The organism is Lysobacter oculi (assembly GCF_003293695.1).
Classification (GTDB): domain Bacteria; phylum Pseudomonadota; class Gammaproteobacteria; order Xanthomonadales; family Xanthomonadaceae; genus Solilutibacter; species Solilutibacter oculi.
Genome location: NZ_CP029556.1, coordinates 1,202,329 through 1,222,017, shown reverse-complemented (window position 1 = coordinate 1,222,017; position 19,689 = coordinate 1,202,329). Strand labels below are relative to the sequence as shown.

17 protein-coding genes and 2 tRNA genes are annotated in these 19,689 nt (G+C 67.7%); 9 read left to right on the top strand and 10 right to left on the bottom strand.

What is annotated here, in order from left to right; all coding sequences use genetic code 11:
• The first annotated feature begins 28 nt into the window (after nucleotides 1-28).
• The 6 genes from miaA (at nucleotide 29) to DCD74_RS05850 (ending at nucleotide 6,199) form a co-directional block, all read left to right on the top strand.
• The gene (gene miaA / locus DCD74_RS05875) at nucleotides 29-985 is read left to right on the top strand and encodes a tRNA (adenosine(37)-N6)-dimethylallyltransferase MiaA (RefSeq protein ID WP_112927694.1); all 957 of its coding nucleotides are present in this window, start codon (nucleotides 29-31) and stop codon (nucleotides 983-985) included.
• 93 nt (nucleotides 986-1,078) lie between these two features.
• Nucleotides 1,079-1,360 (top strand): RNA chaperone Hfq, encoded by a 282-nt coding sequence (gene hfq, locus DCD74_RS05870; protein ID WP_112926495.1) that lies wholly within the window; start codon nucleotides 1,079-1,081, stop codon nucleotides 1,358-1,360.
• A gap of 59 nt (nucleotides 1,361-1,419) precedes the next feature.
• Nucleotides 1,420-2,721 (top strand): ribosome rescue GTPase HflX, encoded by a 1,302-nt coding sequence (gene hflX, locus DCD74_RS05865; protein ID WP_112927693.1) that lies wholly within the window; start codon nucleotides 1,420-1,422, stop codon nucleotides 2,719-2,721.
• Between the two features lie 95 nt (nucleotides 2,722-2,816).
• Nucleotides 2,817-3,923 (top strand): FtsH protease activity modulator HflK, encoded by a 1,107-nt coding sequence (gene hflK, locus DCD74_RS05860; RefSeq protein WP_112926494.1) that lies wholly within the window; start codon nucleotides 2,817-2,819, stop codon nucleotides 3,921-3,923.
• A 5-nt stretch (nucleotides 3,924-3,928) separates the two neighbouring features.
• On the top strand, nucleotides 3,929-4,798 hold the full coding sequence (hflC, locus tag DCD74_RS05855; protein ID WP_112926493.1) for a protease modulator HflC: 870 nt from the start codon (nucleotides 3,929-3,931) through the stop codon (nucleotides 4,796-4,798).
• Nucleotides 4,799-4,897: 99 nt separating this feature from the next.
• Entirely contained in the window at nucleotides 4,898-6,199 is a 1,302-nt protein-coding gene (locus tag DCD74_RS05850) for an adenylosuccinate synthase (protein ID WP_112926492.1), read from the top strand.
• Between the two features lie 290 nt (nucleotides 6,200-6,489).
• Here the strand turns inward: DCD74_RS05850 and DCD74_RS05845 are convergent.
• From DCD74_RS05845 to lexA, 7 genes are all read right to left on the bottom strand, one after another.
• Nucleotides 6,490-6,566: transfer RNA gene (locus DCD74_RS05845), tRNA-Arg, on the bottom strand.
• Nucleotides 6,567-6,627: 61 nt separating this feature from the next.
• Nucleotides 6,628-6,720, bottom strand: a tRNA-Ser gene (locus tag DCD74_RS05840).
• A gap of 46 nt (nucleotides 6,721-6,766) precedes the next feature.
• Nucleotides 6,767-6,973 (bottom strand): carbon storage regulator CsrA, encoded by a 207-nt coding sequence (gene csrA, locus DCD74_RS05835; protein WP_112926491.1) that lies wholly within the window; start codon nucleotides 6,971-6,973, stop codon nucleotides 6,767-6,769.
• 118 nt (nucleotides 6,974-7,091) lie between these two features.
• Nucleotides 7,092-9,728 carry an alanine--tRNA ligase gene (gene alaS, locus DCD74_RS05830; RefSeq protein WP_112926490.1) on the bottom strand — a complete coding sequence of 879 codons (2,637 nt, stop codon included), beginning with the start codon at nucleotides 9,726-9,728 and terminating at the stop codon, nucleotides 7,092-7,094.
• Between the two features lie 196 nt (nucleotides 9,729-9,924).
• Nucleotides 9,925-10,443 (bottom strand): regulatory protein RecX, encoded by a 519-nt coding sequence (locus tag DCD74_RS05825; RefSeq protein WP_112926489.1) that lies wholly within the window; start codon nucleotides 10,441-10,443, stop codon nucleotides 9,925-9,927.
• Entirely contained in the window at nucleotides 10,440-11,477 is a 1,038-nt protein-coding gene (recA, locus tag DCD74_RS05820) for a recombinase RecA (RefSeq protein WP_112926488.1), read from the bottom strand. The genes DCD74_RS05825 and recA overlap by 4 nt, the downstream gene beginning before the upstream one ends.
• A gap of 176 nt (nucleotides 11,478-11,653) precedes the next feature.
• Nucleotides 11,654-12,313, bottom strand: a complete 660-nt coding sequence (lexA, locus tag DCD74_RS05815) for a transcriptional repressor LexA (protein ID WP_112926487.1) — start codon at nucleotides 12,311-12,313, stop codon at nucleotides 11,654-11,656.
• 54 nt (nucleotides 12,314-12,367) lie between these two features.
• Here lexA and DCD74_RS05810 point away from each other — a divergent pair, with 54 nt between their 5' ends.
• Entirely contained in the window at nucleotides 12,368-12,742 is a 375-nt protein-coding gene (locus DCD74_RS05810) for a YchJ family protein (protein ID WP_112926486.1), read from the top strand.
• Nucleotides 12,743-12,775: 33 nt separating this feature from the next.
• On the opposite strand, the gene DCD74_RS05805 is transcribed toward DCD74_RS05810, so the two are convergent.
• Nucleotides 12,776-13,264: a CinA family protein gene (locus DCD74_RS05805; RefSeq protein ID WP_112926485.1), complete on the bottom strand. Its 489-nt coding sequence runs from the start codon at nucleotides 13,262-13,264 to the stop codon at nucleotides 12,776-12,778.
• A 40-nt stretch (nucleotides 13,265-13,304) separates the two neighbouring features.
• Here DCD74_RS05805 and mutS point away from each other — a divergent pair, with 40 nt between their 5' ends.
• Nucleotides 13,305-15,866: a DNA mismatch repair protein MutS gene (mutS, locus tag DCD74_RS05800; protein WP_162615917.1), complete on the top strand. Its 2,562-nt coding sequence runs from the start codon at nucleotides 13,305-13,307 to the stop codon at nucleotides 15,864-15,866.
• 60 nt (nucleotides 15,867-15,926) lie between these two features.
• Here mutS and DCD74_RS05795 read toward each other — a convergent pair whose 3' ends face one another.
• Together DCD74_RS05795 and DCD74_RS05790 are read right to left on the bottom strand one after the other, a co-directional pair.
• Nucleotides 15,927-18,038, bottom strand: a complete 2,112-nt coding sequence (locus DCD74_RS05795; protein ID WP_112926483.1) for a catalase — start codon at nucleotides 18,036-18,038, stop codon at nucleotides 15,927-15,929.
• A 168-nt stretch (nucleotides 18,039-18,206) separates the two neighbouring features.
• On the bottom strand, nucleotides 18,207-18,806 hold the full coding sequence (locus DCD74_RS05790) for a glutathione S-transferase family protein (protein ID WP_112926482.1): 600 nt from the start codon (nucleotides 18,804-18,806) through the stop codon (nucleotides 18,207-18,209).
• A gap of 187 nt (nucleotides 18,807-18,993) precedes the next feature.
• Between DCD74_RS05790 and DCD74_RS05785 the strand changes: the two genes are divergently transcribed.
• Entirely contained in the window at nucleotides 18,994-19,623 is a 630-nt protein-coding gene (locus DCD74_RS05785) for a DUF937 domain-containing protein (RefSeq protein ID WP_112926481.1), read from the top strand.
• The last annotated feature ends 66 nt before the right edge of the window (nucleotides 19,624-19,689 follow it).

Here is a 19,689-nt window from a genome sequence, read left to right as displayed (position 1 = left end):
GCGCGGAGCTCGCGCAGACGGGGTATTGATGCCGGCGGATCGTCGCCCGCCCGCGATCGCGGTGATGGGCCCGACCGCGTCGGGGAAGACCGCGTTTGCGCTGGAACTGGCGGAACGCTTCAACGGCGAGATCGTCAGCGTCGATTCGGCGCTGGTCTATCGCGGGCTCGACATCGGCGCGGCCAAGCCGAGTGCCGACGAACGCGCCATCGTGCCGCATCACCTGATCGACCTGCGCGAGCCATGGCAGGCGTATTCGGCGGCGGAATTCGCGACGGATGCACGCGCCGCCATCGACGGCATCCTCGCGCGCGGCAAGTTGCCGATCCTCGCCGGCGGCACCGGCCTGTACTTCCACGCCTTGTTGAACGGCCTCGCCCCGATGCCCGAAGCCGATGCCGACATGCGCGCGTCGATCAGCGCCGAGGCGGCGGAACGCGGCTGGCCGGCCCTGCATGCGGAGCTGGCGAAGGTGGATGCCGAAGCCGCCTCGCGCATCCACACCACCGATCCGCAACGCATCCAGCGCGCGTTGGAAGTCTGGCGGTTGAGCGGCAAGCCGATCTCGCAATGGCAACGCGAAGGCGCGAACGCACCGCGCCTGCCGGCGAAAGTGCTGAAGCTGGTGCTGGCGCCCGATGACCGCGCGGAATTGCACCGGCGCATCGAAATACGCTTCGACATGATGCTCGATGCCGGCTTCCTCGACGAAGTCCGCGGCCTGCGTGAACGGCCTGAACTGCTCGACCATCCCGCGCCGCTCGACCTGCCGGCGATCCGTGCGGTCGGTTACCGGCAGGCCTGGGAACACTTGGATGGCGTGTTCGATGCCGCGACCTTCCGCGACCGAGCGATCTTCGCCACGCGGCAGCTGGCCAAGCGGCAACTGACCTGGCTCCGTGGCCGCCACGATGCCCTGTGGTTTGACCCGCATCGCGAAACCGGACGCCTGCGCGAGGCCGCCGGACGCATCCTGCCCGCCTGATTGCGGGCCTGCGCTAAACTCGGGCGTCCGGCCGGGTGAGGGCCGGCATTGGCGACATCACAACAACAACAAACAAGAAAAAAGGGGACAGACGTGTCGAAAGCCCAATCCTTGCAGGATCCCTTCCTCAACGCGCTGCGCCGCGAGCGCGTGCCGGTGTCCGTGTACCTGGTCAACGGCATCAAGCTGCAGGGGACGATTGAATCGTTCGACCAGTTCGTGGTCCTGCTGCGCAATACCGTGAGCCAGATGGTCTACAAGCACGCCATTTCCACCGTGGTGCCGGCGCGCAACGTGCGCGTGGGGCCGGGCGGCGGCTATGTGCAATCCAATGGCGAAGACGGCGAGATGGCCGTCGCCCAGATCGACGACTGATGCGGAGAGCTTCCACGTTCCACCGCGTCATGCAGGCAACAGGACACTGACCGGTGGAATTGTTTGACCGCTCCAAGAAGGGCGAGAACGCCCTGCTGATCCAGCCGCATCGCGGCGGCGCGCCCGAAGACGAAGTGATGGAGGAATTCGCCGAACTGGCGCGCTCCGCCGGTGCGCAGGTGCTGCATGTCGCCACCGCGCGCATCGACAAGCCCAACCCGGCCACGCTGATCGGCAGTGGCAAGCTGGAGGAAGTGAAGGCGGCCGCCGATGCGGTCGGCGCCGACCTCATCCTCGTCAACCATCAACTCTCACCGGGCCAGGAACGCAACCTGGAGAAGCTGCTGGAGCGTCGGGTGGTGGATCGCACCGGATTGATCCTCGACATCTTCGCGCAGCGTGCGCATTCGCACGAAGGCAAGTTGCAGGTGGAACTGGCCCAGCTCAAGCACCTCGCCACGCGGTTGGTGCGCGGCTGGACGCACTTGGAACGCCAGCGCGGCGGCTCCATCGGACTGCGCGGTCCGGGTGAAACCCAGCTGGAAACCGACCGCCGGCTGCTGCAGAAGCGCGTCGAGCAGTTGCAGAAGCGCCTGGAAAAAGTGGAAGTGCAGCGCACCCAGATGCGCCGTTCGCGGGTGCGCAGCGCCTTGCCGCGGATCGCGCTGGTGGGCTACACCAATGCCGGCAAGTCGACGCTGTTCAATGCGCTGACCGGCGCGCAGGCCTATGCCGCCGATCAGCTGTTTGCCACGCTGGACCCAACCGTGCGCCGCATCGACCTGCCGGGTGGGCACGCGTTGCTGGCCGATACCGTCGGCTTCGTGCGCGACCTGCCGCACGAACTGGTCGCCGCGTTCCGCTCCACGCTGTCCGAAGCGCGCGAGGCCGACCTGCTGCTGCACGTGGTCGATGCCGCCGATCCCCTGCGCGAGGAGCGCATCGGTCAGGTCGATGCGGTGCTGGAGGAAATCGGCGCCGGTGACCTGCCGCAGGTGCTGGTCTACAACAAGATCGACCGGCTGGAGCAGATCGTGCCGCGCTTCGAACGCGGCGAAGACACCCGGCCGCGCGCCTGGGTGTCCGCGCGCGATGCGCTGGGGCTCGATGAACTCCGCGAAGGGCTGGCGCAGCTGTTCGGCATGCGCCGCATCACCACCACGCTGCGCCTGCCGAGCGATGCCGCGCGGCTGCGCTCGCAGTTGCACGGGCTGGGCGCGATCCGTGCCGAATCGCATGACGAGGACGGCTGGCGGCTCGATATCGACCTGCCTGAAAGCGATGCGCGGCGCCTGTTGGCCGATCCGCACGCCGCCGTGCTGCGCGAACACTTGCCTCCGGGCGAGGACGACCCCATCTGAATTGGACGGACGCCCGGCGTGGCGCCCGTTAGAATCGAGATTCTTCCGCCCGCGCGACGGCATCCCGCCACGGCACGGGCCCAGACGGAGCAGGCATGGCCTGGAACAAACCCGGAGACGGCGGACGCGACCTTCCGCCACGGATTCCCCGCTCTTCCGGCGGTGGCGGTGGACGCAACCCCCTCGACGGCCTGCTGGCCCGCTTTCGCGACCTGTTCGATGGCGGCTCGCCGCTGCGCTGGATCGGCATCGCGCTGGCGCTCTGGCTGCTGTTCTCGACCTTCGTGCTGGTGGCCGAGCAGCAGCGCGGCGTGGTGCTGCGCTTCGGCCAGTTCGCCCGCGTCATGCAGCCCGGCCCCAACTTCAAGCTGCCGTGGCCGATCGAGCGCGTCACCAAGGTCGATGCGACTTCCATCAAGACCTTCGACACCACCGTCCCGGTGCTGACCAGCGACGAGAACATCGTCGATGTGCAGATCAACGTGCAGTACCGCGTCGGTGACCCGCTCAAGTACCTGTTCGGCACCCGCGATGCCGACACCGTGCTGGAGCAGGCCGCGCTCAGCAACGTCCGCGAACAGGTCGGTCGCGCCACCCTCGACACCGTGCTCGGCGCGCGCAATGCGCTGGCGGTCTCGGCGCGGGTGCAGCTGCAGAAGTCACTCGATGCCTACCGCACCGGCATCGTCGTGACCGAACTCAACCTGCAGAACGCGCGTCCGCCGGATGAAGTGAAGCCGGCGTTCGACGACGTCAACAGCGCCAGCCAGGACCGCGACCGCGTGATCAGCGAGGCGCGTGCCTACGCCGCGCAGGTGGTGCCGGAAGCACGCGGCCAGGCGGCCAGCATCCGCACCCAGGCCGAAGGCTACAAGACCGCCAAGGTCGCGCGTGCCACCGGTGACGCCGAGCGTTTCAGCCTGCTGGTCGACCAGTACAAGTCCGCGCCGGATGTCACCCGCAAGCGCCTGTGGCTGGAAACCGTGCAGGAAGTGCTGTCCGAGAACCGCACCATCGTCGGCGGTGACAGCCGCCAGCTTATCTATGTGCCGATGGCCGGCAAGGGGGATGTGCAGACCGGGCCGGCATCGAGTGCCGTATCGCCGGTGGTGCCGGTGGAAGCCGCCGCCCAGGCCGTGCAGCAGGCGGACAACACGCCGCGTCCCGCGCGCCAGCCGCGCTCCGGCACGGAAGGAAAGTGATCGACATGAACGGATTTGTCTCGCGTATTTTGCCGATCCTCGTGGTCGCCTTGCTGCTCGCCACGGGCTCCTTCTACATCGTCCGCGAAGGCCAGACGGCCATCGTGCTCAACCTGGGTCGCGTCGCCCGCGCCGACATCGGGCCGGGCCTGCATTTCAAGGTGCCGCTGATCGAAAGCGCGCGCATCTTCGACCGCCGCCTGCAGGTGCTCGATGCTACGCCGGAGCGCTACCTCGATTCCGAGCGCAAGGACCTGAGCGTCGATTTCTTCGCGCTCGGCATGATCGAGAACGCCAGCGCCTTCTATCGCGCGACCAATGGTGATGAAAGCGTGGCCGTGCAGCGCCTCGCGCCGATCATCAAGGACGCGCTGCGCAACGAGATCAACTCGCGCACGCTGAAGGAAGTGGTGTCCGGCGATCGCGGCGAAGTGACCCGCCAGCAGCTCGACATCATCAACCAGGGCGCGAAGAACGTCGGCGTGCGCATCGTCGACCTGCGCCTCAAGCAGATCGAGCTGCCGACCGACAGCGACGTGATCGGCGACGTCTACAACCGCATGCGCGCCCAGCGCCAGCAGGTGGCCAGCCGCCTGCGCGCCGAGGGCGAGGAGCAGGCCCGCCAGATCCGCGCCCAGGCTGACCGTGACCGTACGGTGATCGTGTCCGAGGCCGAGCGCGACGCGCAGAAGCTGCGCGGCGAGGGTGATGCCGAGGCCGCGCGCCTGTACGCCAGCGCGGCGCAGAAGGATGCCGGCTTCTATGCCTTCCAGCGCAGCTTGGAAGCCTATCGCGGCTCGTTCAAGGGCAGCGATTCGGTGATCGTCCTCGACCGCAACGATCCCTTCCTGCAGTACCTGCGCAGCGACCGCTGAAGCCGGGCGGCTGGCAAACCCCGGCCGCCATCGGTATCATTTGGAAAAGCCGGTCGGGGACATTCCCCCGCCGGCTTTTTCCACGTCTGGAGTACGGAAATGGGTCAGTCGGTTGTTGTACTGGGCGCGCAATGGGGCGATGAAGGCAAGGGCAAGATCGTCGACCTGCTGACGCAGGACATCGGCGCGGTCGTGCGCTTCCAGGGCGGCCACAACGCCGGCCACACGCTGGTGATCGGCGGCAAGAAGACCGTCCTCCACCTGATTCCGTCCGGCATCCTGCGCGACGACGCGCTGTGCCTGATCGGCAACGGCGTGGTCCTGCACCCGGGCGCGCTGCAGAAGGAAATCGCCGAACTCGAAGGCAACGGCGTTGAAGTGCGTTCGCGCCTCAAGATCAGCCCGGCCACGCCGCTGATCATGCCGTACCACATCGCGCTGGATCAGGCCCGCGAGAAGGCCGCCGGCGGCAAGGCCATCGGCACCACCGGCCGCGGCATCGGCCCGGCGTACGAAGACAAGGTGGCGCGTCGCGGCATCCGCGTCGCCGACCTGCATTACCCGGACGAACTGGCCGAAAAGCTGCGTGCAGCGCTCGACTATCACAACTTCGTGCTGACGAATTACCTGAAGGTCGATGCGGTCGACTTCCAGCAGACGCTGGACGAGGCGCTGGCGTTCGGCGAATACGTGGAGCCGATGAAGGCCGACGTGGCCGGCATCCTGCACGACCTGCGCCGCGCCGGTAAGCGCGTGCTGTTCGAAGGCGCGCAGGGCTCGCTGCTCGACATCGATCACGGCACCTATCCCTACGTCACCTCGTCCAACACCACGATCGGCGGTGCGATGGCCGGTACCGGTGTCGGCGCGGACGCGATCGACTACGTGCTCGGCATCGCCAAGGCCTACGCCACGCGCGTCGGCGGCGGCCCGTTCCCGACCGAACTGCATGACGACGTGGGGCAGGGCATCCGCGACCGTGGCCAGGAATACGGCGCCACCACCGGCCGCCCGCGTCGCTGCGGCTGGATGGACATCGTCGCGCTCAAGCGTGCGGTGGCCATCAACGGCATCAGCGGCCTGTGCATCACCAAGCTCGACATCCTCGACGGGATGGAGACGCTGAAGATGTGCATCGCCTACGAATACCGTGGCAAGCGCACCGAATACGCGCCGCTCGACGCCAAGGGCTGGGAGGAATGCACGCCGGTCTACCTGGAATTCCCGGGCTGGCAGGAATCCACCGCCGGCATCACCGACTGGGACAAACTGCCGCCGGCCGCACGCGCCTACCTGCGCGCGCTGGAGGAACTGGCCGGTTGCCCGCTGGCGATCGTCTCGACCGGCCCCGACCGCGACGCCAACATCGTGCTGCAGGATCCCTTCGATCCGTTCCTCTGATTGAAGGCATCGATGTCGTTTTGACAAACCCGTCGCAGCGATGCGGCGGGTTTTTGTTTATGGGGATGTGGGGAAGGACGAGTCTTCGGCTTTCTTCGACCAACAAAAAAGCCAACCGCGAGGTTGGCTTTTCATTCTGATGGCGCGCCCGGAAGGGGTGAGTCCGGCGCGGTCAGCGAAGCACCGCTTCGCGCGCCGGTGAACGCCCGTCGCGCTGCGACGGGCCGGAAATCCGACGGGCGCAATCGACAAACAAAAAAGCCAACCGCGCGGTTGGCTTTTCATTCTGATGGCGCGCCCGGAAGGATTCGAACCTCCGACCCCCAAGTTCGTAGCCTGGTGCTCTATCCAACTGAGCTACGGGCGCGTGGCAGAAGCGGAATTATGGTGAAAGCCGCCGATGGCGTCAACACCATGAATACGACGTCTGGCGGAGAGTGAGGGATTCGAACCCTCGATGGAGCTTTTGACCCCATACTCCCTTAGCAGGGGAGCCCCTTCGGCCTCTCGGGCAACTCTCCGGAACGTCGAAGGCGGCTTTCGCCGCCAGATGCGTAGGATAGCGGCTCAGGCCTGCGCGGGCAATTCGGAATCGTCGGCGGTCGCCGAATCGACATCCTGGATGCGCTTGTAGATCTCTTCGCGATGCACCGCCACGTCTTTCGGGGCGGTGATGCCCACGCGGACCTGGTTGCCCTTGACGCCCAGCACGGTGACCGTCACCGAGTCGCCGATCATCAGGGTTTCGCCTACGCGGCGGGTCAGAATCAACATCGCTTCACTCCTTTGCTCCGCCTGCGCGGATGAATCCATGAATGTCAGGATAAATGGATGCGGGGTGCGCCATGTGACACGGCAGTGGAACGTTCCATTCCATGCCCGCGTGCAGAAATCATGACACGCGGGCTGAGACCCAGGCCTGAACCTCGTCGAGCGCGGCGATCAGTGCGGGGCCATCCTCGCCGCCACCCTGGGCCATGTCGGGGCGTCCGCCGCCCTTGCCGTTGATCTTCTGCGCCACGTCCGACAGCAGTTCGCCGGCCTTGACCTTGCCCATCGCCGCGCCGCTGACGCCCGCCACCAGCGCGGCCTTGCCGCTGCCGTCGGTGCCGGCCAGCACGACGACCGCATCGCCGAGCTGCTGCTTGAGGCGGTCCATCGCGTCGCGCAGGGCCTTGGCGTCGAAGCCTTCGATGCGCGCGGCCAGCACCTTGATGCCGGCGACGTCGCGGGCCTGCGCGCCCAGATCGCTGGTGGCGCCGCTTGCGGCCTTGGCCTTGGCGGCTTCCAGTTCACGGTCGAGCTTCTTCTGGCGGTCGAGCAGGGCGCGCAGCTTGTCGCCGATTTCCGCAGGCGTACCGCCGAGCAGGCGCGCGGCCTCGTCGAGGCGATGCTCCTCGGCGGCGACATGATCGAGCGCGGCCTGGCCGGTCAGCGCCTCGATGCGACGCACGCCGGCGGACACGCCGCCTTCGGATACGATCTTGAACAGGCCGATGTCGCCGGTGCGGCGTACGTGGGTGCCGCCGCAGAGTTCGATCGAGCCGTCGCCGAACTTCAGCACGCGGACGTTCTCGCCGTACTTCTCGCCGAACAGCGCCATCGCGCCGAAGTCGAGCGCTTCCTGCATCGCCATGTTGCGGACCTCGCCCTCATGGTTGGCGCGGATCTCGGCATTGACGCGGCGCTCCAGTTCGGCCACTTCCGTGGCGGTCACCGGCTGGAAATGCGAGAAGTCGAAGCGCAGGCGGTCCGGCGCGACCAGCGAGCCCTTCTGCTGGACGTGCGTGCCGAGCAGCTGGCGCAGCGCGGCGTGCAGCAGATGGGTGGCGGTGTGGTTGAGGACGACGGCCTCGCGGCGTTCGCCGTCGATGTGGCCTTCCAGCACATCGCCTACCTTCAGGGCACCGTTGGTCAGCTTGCCGATGTGTGCGTGGAACTGGCCGGCCAGCTTGCGGGTCTCGCTGACATCAAAACGCGCGTCGGCCTTCGACAGTTGGCCGATGTCACCGACCTGGCCGCCGGATTCAGCGTAGAAGGGGCTGCGGTCGAGGATGACGACGATGTCATTGCCCGCCTGCACGGCATCGACCGGCTTGCCGCCCTGCATCAGCGCGATGACCTTGAGGCCGTCGGACGCCGCCTGCTCGTAGCCGAGGAATTGCGTCGGGGCCAGCTGTGCGATCAGTTCCGCCGGCAGCACCAGGCCGCCGCCGAAGCGGCCGGCGGCGCGCGCGGTGTCCTTCTGCTGCTGCATCGAGGCATCGAAGCCGGCGACATCCACCGACATACCGCGTTCGCGGGCCATGTCCTGGGTGAGGTCGAGCGGGAAGCCGTAGGTGTCGTAGAGGCGGAACGCGTCGGCACCGGGGATGGTGTCGCCCGATCTCGCCGCGACATCGTTGAAGATGCGCATGCCGGCATCGAGGGTTTCGGCGAAGCGTTCTTCCTCCGCCTTCAACGCGCGTTCGACGGTGGCGCGATGTTCGCGCAGCACCGGGTAGGCATCGCCCATCAAGCCGTCGAGGGTGCCGACCAGCTTGTGGAAGAACGGCTGGCGCACGCCCAGCATCCAGCCATGGCGCAACGCGCGGCGGATGATCCGGCGCAGCACGTAGCCACGGCCTTCGTTGGAGCGCAGCACGCCGTCGGCGATCAGGAAGCTGGCGGCGCGGATGTGGTCGGCGATGACACGCAGCGACTTGTTGCCGGGATCGGTGGTGCCGGTCAGCTCGGCGGCATGCTTGATCAGCGCCTGGAATAGGTCGATCTCGTAGTTGGAATGGGCGTGCTGCAGCACGGCGGCGATGCGCTCCAGACCCATGCCGGTGTCGACGCAGGGCGCGGGCAGCGGGGTCAGCGTGCCGTCCGCGGCGCGGTCGAACTGCATGAAGACGTTGTTCCAGATTTCGATGAAGCGGTCGCCGTCCTCGTCCGGCGAGCCGGGCGGGCCGCCGGCGTACTGCTCGCCGTGGTCGTAGAAGATTTCCGTGCACGGGCCGCAGGGGCCGGTGTCGGCCATCTGCCAGAAATTGTCGGAGGCGAAGGGAGCGCCCTTGTTGTCGCCGATGCGGATGATGCGGTCTTCCGGAAGGCCGATGACGTCGCGCCAGATGGCGAAGGATTCGTCATCGGTGTGGTAGACGGTGGCGAGCAGGCGCTCCTTCGGCAGCTTCCAGACTTCGGTCAGCAGTTCCCATGCCCAGGTGATGGCGTCCTGCTTGAAGTAGTCGCCGAACGACCAGTTGCCGAGCATTTCGAAGAAGGTGTGGTGGCGCGCGGTGTAGCCGACCTGGTCGAGGTCGTTGTGCTTGCCGCCGGCGCGCAGGCAGCGCTGGACGTCGGCCGCGCGCACGTAACTGCGTTTCTCGGCGCCGAGGAAGACATCCTTGAACTGCACCATGCCCGAGTTGGTGAACAGCAGGGTCGGATCGTTGCCCGGCACCAGCGAGGCGGAGGGGACGATGGTGTGGCCGCGTTCGGCGAAGAAGTCGAGGAAGTCGCGGCGGATGTCGGCGGTGGTTTTCATGCGTGTCTGGCGTTGGCGATGACGGGGCGGGCACGGAACCGCCCACGCCCGGAAAATGGGGGCGCGGTGGCGGGCCGGCAAGCGGAACGCCAAGATTAACAGGGCGGGGAAGGGCTCGCCCTTGGTTTTTCCGATGGTTTCGATGGTGCGCGCTGATGTCGGGCGCGGCGGATGAGGCCGGGCCATGCGGATCGCGTCAGCCGAAATCGTCCTCGAAGGGGTCGCCATTGATGGCGCGGCGCATCTGCTCGACGGTGAAGCCGCGCCGGATCAGCAGTTCGCCGGCCTTGCGTTGCAGGGCGCGGTCTTCGCCCAAACCGGGCCCGAAGCGGCGATGAGCCAGCTCATGGGCCAGCCTGGCCCAGTCGTGGTCTTCGCCTTTCATCGCGGTGCGGATGGCTTCGCTGTCCAGGCCATGGGTGGCGAGTTCGGCCCGGATGCGCAGCGGGCCGTGCCCCTGGGCGATGCGGCTGCGGACCAGGTTCTCGGCGAAACGCTCATTGCTTTGCCAGCCGGCTTCGGCCATGCGCTCGACGGCGCTGCGGGCGTCCTCGCGGGTGACGCCACGGGCCTGCAGCTTGCGGGTCAGTTCCTTGCGCGAGTGCTCCCGGCGCACGAGCAGGGCCAGCGCACGCTGGCCCGGGGAAAGTTCGGGGGTTGCCCGACGACGACGCGGACGCCCAGTGCCTGCATCGTCGCCGGGCGGTTGACTCATGCCTCGTCGTCTTCGCCGTCGGCCTCGTCACGCGTGGCCTCTTCGGGGATGAACTTCTCGCGCAGCTGGGTTTCCAGCTTGGCGGCTGCGGCCGGGTTGTCCTTCAGGTACTGGCGGGCGTTTTCCTTGCCCTGGCCGATGCGTTCGCCGTCGTAGCCGTACCAGGCGCCGGACTTCTCGACCAGCTTGGCGTTGACGCCCATCTCGATCAGTTCGCCCTCGCGCGAGATGCCTTCGCCGTAGAGGATTTCGGTGATGACCTGCTTGAACGGAGGCGCCAGCTTGTTCTTGACCACCTTGATGCGGGTCTGGTTGCCGATGATCTCGTCGCCCTTCTTGATCGCGCCGATGCGGCGGATGTCCAGGCGCACCGAGGCGTAGAACTTGAGCGCGTTGCCGCCGGTGGTCACTTCATTGCTCTGGCCCGGCATCATGATGCCGATCTTCTGGCGCAGCTGGTTGATGAAGATGACCATGCAGTTGCTGCGCTTGATGTTGCCGGTCAGCTTGCGCAGCGCCTGGCTCATCAGGCGGGCCTGCAGGCCGGGCAGCTGGTCGCCCATCTCGCCTTCGATTTCCGCCTTGGGCGTCAGCGCGGCCACCGAGTCCACCACCACCATGTCGACGGCGCCGGAACGCACCAGCATGTCGGCGATTTCCAGCGCCTGCTCGCCGGTGTCGGGCTGGGAGAGCAGCAGGTCGTCCACGTTCACGCCGAGCTTGGCGGCATAGACCGGATCCAGTGCGTGTTCGGCGTCGATGAAGGCGGCGGTGCCGCCGGTCTTCTGGCATTCCGCGATGGCCTGCAGGGTCAGGGTGGTCTTGCCGGAGGACTCCGGTCCATAGATCTCGACCACGCGGCCCTTGGGCAGGCCGCCGATGCCGAGCGCGAGATCGAGCATCAGCGAGCCGGTGCCGATGGTCTCGGTGATCTCGACCGCACGGTCACCCATGCGCATCACCGATCCCTTGCCGAATTGCTTTTCGATCTGGCTGAGCGCTGCGGTCAGCGCGCGTTTGCGGTTCTCGTCCATTTTGGTTTCCTCTGGGCTGGATTTGGATCGGGGATTGCGTTCGGGTTTCGACATGGGCACAGGCTAGGGCGGGGTGGTCGCATGGGCTGCGACGCGTCCGGCCGCCTTCGAAAATATTTCCGTGGTGGGCAGGGCGGCAGGCGGGAAAGCCCGTGCCGCCTGTAGGAACGACGCACTCACCGGTTCGGCCTCACCAGGCCGCAGTACAGGCCTTCGATGGCGAAATCCTGGCCGGGCAGTACGTCGATGGGGGCGTAATCGGGGTTGCGTGGCAGCAGGCGGATGCGGTCCGCGCCTTTCTTGAGCAGCTTGACCGTGACTTCCTCGTCGATGCGGGCGACCACGATCTGGCCGTTGCGGGCGTCGCTGGTGCGGTGCACGCCGATCAGGTCGCCGTCGAAGATGCCTTCGTCGATCATCGAATCACCCTTCACCTTCAACAGGTAGTCGGGTTTGGGCGAGAAGAACACGCGGTCGAGCACCACATAGGACTCGCTGAACTGGTCGACGTCGGCGCCGATCGGCAGGCCGGCCGCGACCTGGCCGAGGATCGGCAGGCGGATGGCGTCGTCGTTGAGGGCTTCCAGGGCCAGGCTGGCCTGCGGGCGCTCGGGGGCCAGCAGCACGCGCAGGCTGCGGGCCTTGCCCGGCATGCGCGCGATGGCGCCGGCCGCTTCAAGCGCTTCCAGATGGTGCTGCGCCGCCCGCACGCCCTTGAAGCCGAAGGCGCGGGCGATTTCCGTCTGCGCGGGGGCCATGCCATCGATCTCGATGCGCTCGGCGATGAACGCGAGGATGGCCTGCTGGGTCTCGGAGAGGGCGGCGTATTTGTCCATACGGGTAGTAATACTACTAACGATTGATCGCCGCAAGCCCCTAACCTTGGTGGAATGACGACCGACACCTGCCCCTGCGGCACCAACCACCCCTACGCCACCTGCTGCGGCCCGCTCAACGCCGGCACGCCCGCCGCGGACGCCGAAGCCCTCATGCGTTCCCGCTACAGCGCTTATGTGTTGGAGGATGCCGATTACCTGCGCACCAGTTGGCACCCGTCCACGCGCCCGGCATCACTGGCTTTCGAGGGGCCAGTCAAATGGCTGCGGCTGAAGGTGCTGGCCCATCGCCGCATCGACGACGACCACGCGGAAGTGGACTTCGTGGCCCGATTCATCGAGCGCGGCCGCCACGGCGAGTTGCGGGAACGCAGCCGCTTCGTGCGGGAAGGCGGGCGCTGGTTCTACGTGGATGGCGATGTCGGCTGAGGCGGCTTCATCCAGATCACGCCCGCATCGGCATCAATCACTGATCCCGCGCAGCGCCATCGCCACCGTCTGCCGGCGCACCGCGTCGCGGTCGCCTTCGAAATGGAAGACCTCGGCGCGGGCATAGCCGCCGCGCCGCTTCCAGCCGATCCACACCGTGCCGACCGGCTTGTCCGGGCTGCCGCCGCCGGGGCCGGCGATGCCGGTGACGGCCACCGCGACCGTGCCGCCGGAATGCGACAACGCGCCGGAGACCATTTCGACCACGCATTCGCGGCTGACCGCGCCGTGCTGTTCGAGCGTCTGCGGGCGCACGCCGAGCAGAGCCTGCTTGGCCTCGTAGCTGTAGGCCACCATCCCGCAGTCGAACCACTCCGACGAGCCGCCGATGCCGGTCACCGTCTTGGCGATCCAGCCGCCGGTGCAGCTCTCGGCGGTGACCAGCATGTCGCGGCCGGCACGCAGGCGTTCGCCGGTTTCGCGGGCCAGTACATCCAGTTCGGTGTCGGCGGGAATGGGCATCGGGCACACTACGTCGTTCGTTCCCCGCATTCTCGCCCGGATGTCCGACCTCGACCAGCACACGCCCCTGATGCGCCAGTTCTTCGCCGCCAAGGCCGAACATCCGGACGTGCTGCTGTTCTTCCGCATGGGCGATTTCTACGAGCTGTTCTATGACGATGCGCGCAAGGCCGCGCGCCTGCTCGACCTCACCCTGACCCAGCGTGGCAGCTCGGCTGGCCAGCCGATCCCGATGGCCGGCGTGCCGCACCACGCGCACGAGGGCTACCTGGCGCGGCTGGTGGCGCTGGGCGAGTCGGTGGCGATCTGCGAGCAGATCGGCGACCCGGCGGCATCGAAAGGCCTGGTCGAACGCAAGGTGGTGCGCATCGTCACGCCCGGCACGGTCACCGACGAGGCGCTGCTGCCCGACCGCCGCGACACGCTGTTGATGGCGGTGGCGCGTGGAAAGTCGGGTTATGGCCTGGCCTGGGCGGACTTGGCTGGCGGGCGTTTCCAGGTGGCGCAGGTCGAGAACGACGACCAGCTGGAAGCCGAACTGGCACGGCTGGAACCGGCCGAACTGCTGGTGCCCGATGACGGTGACTGGCCGCTGCTCACCGGTCGCCACGGCGTGCGGATGCGGGCGCCGTGGTTGTTCGATGTCGATGCGTCGCGCCGCAAGCTGCTGGGGTTTTTCAACGTGCATGACCTGTCCGGCTTCGGCATCGAGCAGATGCCGCTGGCGATCGCCGCCGCGGGTGCGCTGCTGGGGTATGTGGAAGAAACCCAGAAGCAGCGCCTGCCGCACCTCACCGCGATCACGCTGGAAAGCAACGACGCCGCCATCGCCATGAACGCGGCCACGCGCCGGCACCTGGAACTCGACAGCCGCGTCGATGGTGACACCCGCCACACGCTGCTGGGTGTGCTGGATTCCACCATCACCCCGATGGGCGGACGCCTGCTGCGGCGCTGGCTGCACCGGCCGCTGCGTACGCGCGAGGTGGTCGAACCGCGCCTGCATGCGGTGCAGGCGATGGTGGATGCGCGCGCCGACGAGGACCTGCGCGAGGCCTTCCGCGGTTTCGGCGACGTGGAGCGCATCCTGACCCGCGTCGCGTTGCGCAGCGCCCGCCCGCGCGATCTTTCGACCCTGCGTGATGCGCTGGCCAAGCTGCCTTCGCTGCGCACGCTGCTGACGCCGCTGGATTCGCCGCGCCTGCAATGGCTCGCCGATGCGCTGGGCGAGCATGTGGACACCGCCGCCTATCTGCAGCGCGCGATCGTCGCGCAGCCGCCGCTGCTGGCCCGCGACGGCAGCGTCATCGCCGAAGGTTTCGATGCGGAACTGGACGAGCTCCGCCAGCTCTCCACCAACGCCGACCAGTTCCTGATCGACATGGAAGCCCGCGAACGCGCCGCGACCGGCATCGCCACCCTCAAGGTCGGCTACAACCGCGTGCACGGCTATTACATCGAGATGGGCAAGGTGCATGCGGACAAGGTGCCGGTGCATTACACGCGGCGGCAGACACTGGCCAACGCCGAGCGCTACATCACGGAGGAACTGAAGGATTTCGAAGACAAGGTGCTGTCCGCCCGCGAGCGCGCCCTGTCACGCGAGAAGGGGTTGTATGAAGGCGTGCTGGACGCGCTCAATGCCGACCTGGAACCGCTGCGCCGCTGTGCCGGTGCGCTGGCCGAACTCGACGTCCTCTGCGGTTTCGCCGAACGCGCCGAGGCGCTGGACTGGTCGCGCCCGCGGCTGGTGGACGAGGCGGTGCTGCACATCGAAGGCGGCCGCCACCCGGTGGTCGAGGCCGTGCGCGACGCGCCGTTCACCCCCAACGACCTTCAGCTCGACGACGCCACCCGGATGCTGGTGATCACCGGCCCCAACATGGGCGGCAAGTCCACCTACATGCGGCAGAACGCGCTGATCGTGCTGCTGGCGCACATCGGCAGCTTCGTGCCGGCCACGCGCGCGGAGATCGGGCCGATCGACCGCATCCTGACCCGCATCGGCGCCGGCGACGACCTCGCCAAGGGCCAGTCCACCTTCATGGTGGAGATGTCGGAAACCAGCTACATCCTCCACCACGCGACATCGCAATCACTGGTGCTGATGGACGAGATCGGGCGCGGCACCTCAACCTACGACGGCCTGGCGCTGGCCGAGGCCTGCGCGCGCCACCTGGCCGAAACCAACCGCAGCTACACGCTGTTCGCCACGCATTATTTCGAGCTGACCGCGCTGGCCGCGCCGGGCAGCGGCATCCGCAACGTGCATCTGGATGCGGTGGAGCACGAGGACGCACTGGTCTTCATGCACGCGGTGAAAGACGGCCCGGCGAATCGCAGTTTCGGTTTGCAGGTGGCCTCGCTGGCCGGCCTGCCGAAGACCGTGGTGCGCGCCGCGCGCGCGCGGCTGGCCGAACTGGAGCGGCAGGACGGCGGCAAGCCCGCGCCGCTCACCGCGCAGGCGCTCGACATGCCGCAGCAGATCGGGTTGTTCGCGCCGCCGTCCGCGGCGTTGGAGGCGCTGGCCGGCATCGAGCCCGACGAACTCACGCCCCGGCAGGCGCTGGAAGCGCTGTACCGGTTGAAGTCGCTGGGCTGAGCCACATGCAAACGCCCCGCCGGAGCGGGGCGTCTGTGGTGGTGAAAACCGATGGGGTGGTCAGGCCAGCGTGCGCAGCCTGGGCTCGCGCGCCCATTGCCGGGTCTTGGCCAGCTTGATGAAGCCCTTCACGTCCCCGGGCTCCACCACGCCCGCGTCCGGCTTGATGCCCGCCGCCTTCAGGATGTGCTGGCGGGTGCCGCCGCAGGCCGCGATGGCCTTGAGGTGGCCGAAAGCATCGCGGAACCAGTCGATCGCCGCGCCGTCTTTCGCCAGCTTCTCCGCTTCGGCCGGATCCAGCACGCTCGCCACCGCATCGAATACCAGCGAGGGCGTGCCGGCCAGCTGTCCGTCCACCTTCCGCGGCTTGCCGCCCTTCATCGCCACGTGCAGCTTCGGCGCGACGATCTTGACGATCGCGCCGGCCTTCTCGGCGGCGCTGCGGATCGCGTCCACCTGCTTGCCGTCGCTGCCTTCGGCCACCAGGATGCCGATGCAGCGGCCTTCCAGGGTGTCCTTCATCTTGCCGATCAGCGCCAGCGCCGGCGACGGCGGCATGTCGATGGCCGGCACGGCGGCGGGTTCGGCCGCCGGCAGCGCCTTCATCCCAAGCCCGTCGGCGACGCGCTGCGCCAGCCCTTGGTCGATGTTGCGCAGCTGGCCCACGGTGCGTTCGCGGACCGGATCGTCTTCCACCTTCGCCAGTTCGAACACCAGCGCGGAGGCGATGTGCGCCCGCTCCACGTCGCTCTGGCTGTTCCAGAACAGGCGCGGCTGGCTGTAGTGGTCGGCGAAGGACTCGGCACGCAGCCGGCCCTTGCGGCCATCGTCCGGTGCGCGTTCGGCGAAACTGCGGAAGCCGGCCGGGGTCTCGCGGCCGTTGGGCGTGGAGCCGTCCTTGTCGAGCGATGCCGGTTCGTACGCCACGCGACCCTTCGGCACCTGCATCTGCATGTGCGCGTCGCGCTGGTGGTTCGCGAACGGGCACTTGGGCGCGTTCACCGGGATCTGGGTGAAGTTGGGTCCGCCCAGCCGCCACAGCTGCGTGTCCAGATAGGAGAACAGGCGGCCCTGCAGCAGCGGATCGTTGGAGAAGTCGATGCCCGGCACGAGGTTGGCGGGGCAGAAGGCGACCTGGTCGTTCTCGGCGAAATGGTTGTCCGGGTTGCGGTCCAGCACCATGCGGCCGACCACGCGCAGCGGCACCAGTTCCTCGGGAATCAGCTTGGTGGCGTCGAGGTGGTCGAAGGGGAACGCGTCGGCTTCGTCTTCGGTGAACAACTGCACGGCGAGATCCCACTCCGGGTATTGGCCGGCATTGATCGCGTCGAAGAGGTCGCGGCGGTGGAAGTCGTTGTCGGCACCCTGCAGCTTGGCCGATTCATCCCACACCAGCGATTGCAGGCCCAGGCGCGGGCGCCAGTGGAAGCGCACGAACGTGGAATCGCCCGCCTCGTTGAAGAAGCGGAAACTGTGGATGCCGAAGCCTTCGATCATCCGCAGCGAACGCGGGATGCCACGGTCGCTCATTGCCCACATCACCATGTTCAGCGTTTCCGGCGACAGGGAAACGAAGTCCCAGAAGGTGTCATGCGCGCTGGCGGCCTGCGGGAAGCCACGATCCGGTTCCATCTTCACCGCGTGGATGAAGTCCGGGAACTTCATCGCGTCCTGGATGGCGAACACCGGCAGGTTGTTGCCGACCAGGTCGTAGTTGCCTTCCGGCGTGTAGAACTTGACCGCGAAGCCGCGCACGTCGCGCGGGGTGTCCACGCTGCCGGCGCCGCCTGCGACGGTGGAGAAGCGCGTGAAGACCGGCACGCGCAGGCCCTTGTCGGTGAACAGCCGCGCCGTGGTGATGCCGGTGAGTGGGTGGGTGAGCTCGAAATAGCCGTGGGCCGCCGAGCCGCGTGCGTGCACGATGCGATCGGGAATGCGCTCGTGGTCGAAGTGGGTGATCTTCTCGCGGAGGACGAAGTCTTCCAGAAGCGTCGGGCCGCGCGGGTAGGCGCGCAGGGAATTCTGGTTGTCGCTGACCGGGATGCCCTGCGCCGTCGTCATGACGTCGCGCTTGCCGGTGGCGGTCTGGTGCGTTTCACCGCCGGTCGCCTGTGCCGGGCGTTTGCGGGAGGGGGCAGAGGCGCCCGGACGTGCGGCTTTCTTGGTGGCCATCGCTGACTTCCGTACAGGGGGGGCGTCCAGCATGGGCGTCAGGGCGTGACAGGCGCGTGCCGAAGTGATGAACGGGTCAGCGGGCGCCGGCGTTGGCGGCGCGTGGACGTAGCGGGCAACCCAGGTTGCCCATGGTGTTTGATGGCGGATGCGGCGGCCGTTGCGGCCTCAGCTTTCGCCCGTGGCGGCCTTCTGCTGCGCGATGAGCGCGTCGTCGATCTCGTTGGCGCGCTTGGCGGCCGTCCGCCCGCGATGCAGCCCGGCGAAGCGCACGAAGGCCTCGCGCGGTTCCAGCATCTTGAACTGCAGGTACCAGCCCAGGTACGCGGCCACCAGCAGGTCGGCGGCGGTGAAGTCGTCGCCCACCAGGTGGTCGCGGTCACCGATGGCGCCTTCGAGCGTGCCGAGCAGGTCGGCCTCGGTGCCGTAGCCGGCGGACATCGGGTTGCCGAGCTGGCCAGCGTGCTTCGCCATCATCAGCTGCTCCAGCGGATTGAGCAGGCTGATCCAGCGGTAGTAGCTGCCGCGTGCCGGACTGCCGACCGGTGGTGCCAGTTTCTTCTCCGGCACCAGATCGGCCAGATACAGCGCAATGGCGGTGTTCTCGGTCACTACGGTGTCGCCGTGCCGGATGGCCGGCACCTTGCCCATCGGGTTGATGGCCAGGTAGTCCGGCGCCTTCATCGTGGTGCCGTATTCCAGCAGCACGGTCTCGTAGGGCAGGCCGGTTTCCTCCAGCATCCAGCGCGCCACGCGTCCGCGCGACATCGGGTGGGTATAGAAGGTGAGGGCGGCGTAGGAAATGGCGGGCTCCGGGGCAGGACGGGCGGCCAGTGTGCGGGAGAACGCGGTGTTCCGCAGCCGCGTCGCGCCGGGTGGCGGGATGCACGCTAGTCTTGGCGCAACGGTAACAACTGCCGCCCTACCGTTGCGGCCTCACCCCGAAGGAAATCCCATGAGCAGCTTGACCGACGACATCTTCTCCCAGCTTTCCGGGCCGGCCCTGCAGCAGATCAGCCAGCAGCTCGGTACCGGCCAGACCCAGACGGCGGGTGCGGTCGCGGCGGCGCTGCCGTTGCTGCTCGGCGCACTGGGCCGCAACGCCAGCCAGCCGCAGGGCGCGAAAGCGCTGTTCGGCGCGCTGGGGCGTGACCATTCCGGCGCTGCGGGCATGGGCATCGGCGACATCCTCGGTGCGGTGCTGGGCGGCGCGCAGTCGCGCCAGACCGACGGCCTGGGCCAGCTCGGCCACATCTTCGGCGGTCGCCAGCAGCAGGCGGTGAGCGGCCTGGGCCAGGCCACCGGCCTCGGCAGCGACAAGGCGCAGATGCTGCTCAAGATCCTTGCGCCGATCGTCATGGCCTACCTCGCCAAGCGCATGTTCGGTGGCGGCCAGGCGCAGGCGGCCTCGCCTTCGGCCGGCATGCTCGGCAGCATCCTCGGCCAGGAACAACAGGCGGTGCAGCAGCAGGGCGGCCTCGGTGGCGGCCTGCTCGGCGCGGTGCTGGACCAGGACGGCGACGGCGACTTGGACATGGGCGACGTGCTCAAGGCCGGCATGGGCATGCTCGGTGGGCGTCGCTGATCCAGCGCATCGCCGGGTCACTGGAGAAGGCCGCCCTTGGGCGGCCTTTTTCGTGGGGAAGGGGGA

Bases quoted from the DNA above. Each gene is read 5' to 3' on its own strand.
- DCD74_RS05825 (WP_112926489.1), bottom strand. From the start codon at position 10,443: ATGAGTCAACCGCCCGGCGACGATGCAGGCACTGGGCGTCCGCGTCGT.
- DCD74_RS05790 (WP_112926482.1), bottom strand. From the start codon at position 18,806: ATGTCGCGCGGACGCGTGGCGCGCTGGATGCTGGAGGAAACCGGCCTG.
- hflC (WP_112926493.1), top strand. From the start codon at position 3,929: ATGAACGGATTTGTCTCGCGTATTTTGCCGATCCTCGTGGTCGCCTTG.
- alaS (WP_112926490.1), bottom strand. From the start codon at position 9,728: ATGAAAACCACCGCCGACATCCGCCGCGACTTCCTCGACTTCTTCGCC.
- DCD74_RS05785 (WP_112926481.1), top strand. From the start codon at position 18,994: ATGAGCAGCTTGACCGACGACATCTTCTCCCAGCTTTCCGGGCCGGCC.
- csrA (WP_112926491.1), bottom strand. From the start codon at position 6,973: ATGTTGATTCTGACCCGCCGCGTAGGCGAAACCCTGATGATCGGCGAC.
- DCD74_RS05805 (WP_112926485.1), bottom strand. From the start codon at position 13,264: ATGCCCATTCCCGCCGACACCGAACTGGATGTACTGGCCCGCGAAACC.
- miaA (WP_112927694.1), top strand. From the start codon at position 29: ATGCCGGCGGATCGTCGCCCGCCCGCGATCGCGGTGATGGGCCCGACC.
- recA (WP_112926488.1), bottom strand. From the start codon at position 11,477: ATGGACGAGAACCGCAAACGCGCGCTGACCGCAGCGCTCAGCCAGATC.
- mutS (WP_162615917.1), top strand. From the start codon at position 13,305: ATGTCCGACCTCGACCAGCACACGCCCCTGATGCGCCAGTTCTTCGCC.
- DCD74_RS05795 (WP_112926483.1), bottom strand. From the start codon at position 18,038: ATGGCCACCAAGAAAGCCGCACGTCCGGGCGCCTCTGCCCCCTCCCGC.
- DCD74_RS05810 (WP_112926486.1), top strand. From the start codon at position 12,368: ATGACGACCGACACCTGCCCCTGCGGCACCAACCACCCCTACGCCACC.
- hflK (WP_112926494.1), top strand. From the start codon at position 2,817: ATGGCCTGGAACAAACCCGGAGACGGCGGACGCGACCTTCCGCCACGG.
- DCD74_RS05850 (WP_112926492.1), top strand. From the start codon at position 4,898: ATGGGTCAGTCGGTTGTTGTACTGGGCGCGCAATGGGGCGATGAAGGC.
- lexA (WP_112926487.1), bottom strand. From the start codon at position 12,313: ATGGACAAATACGCCGCCCTCTCCGAGACCCAGCAGGCCATCCTCGCG.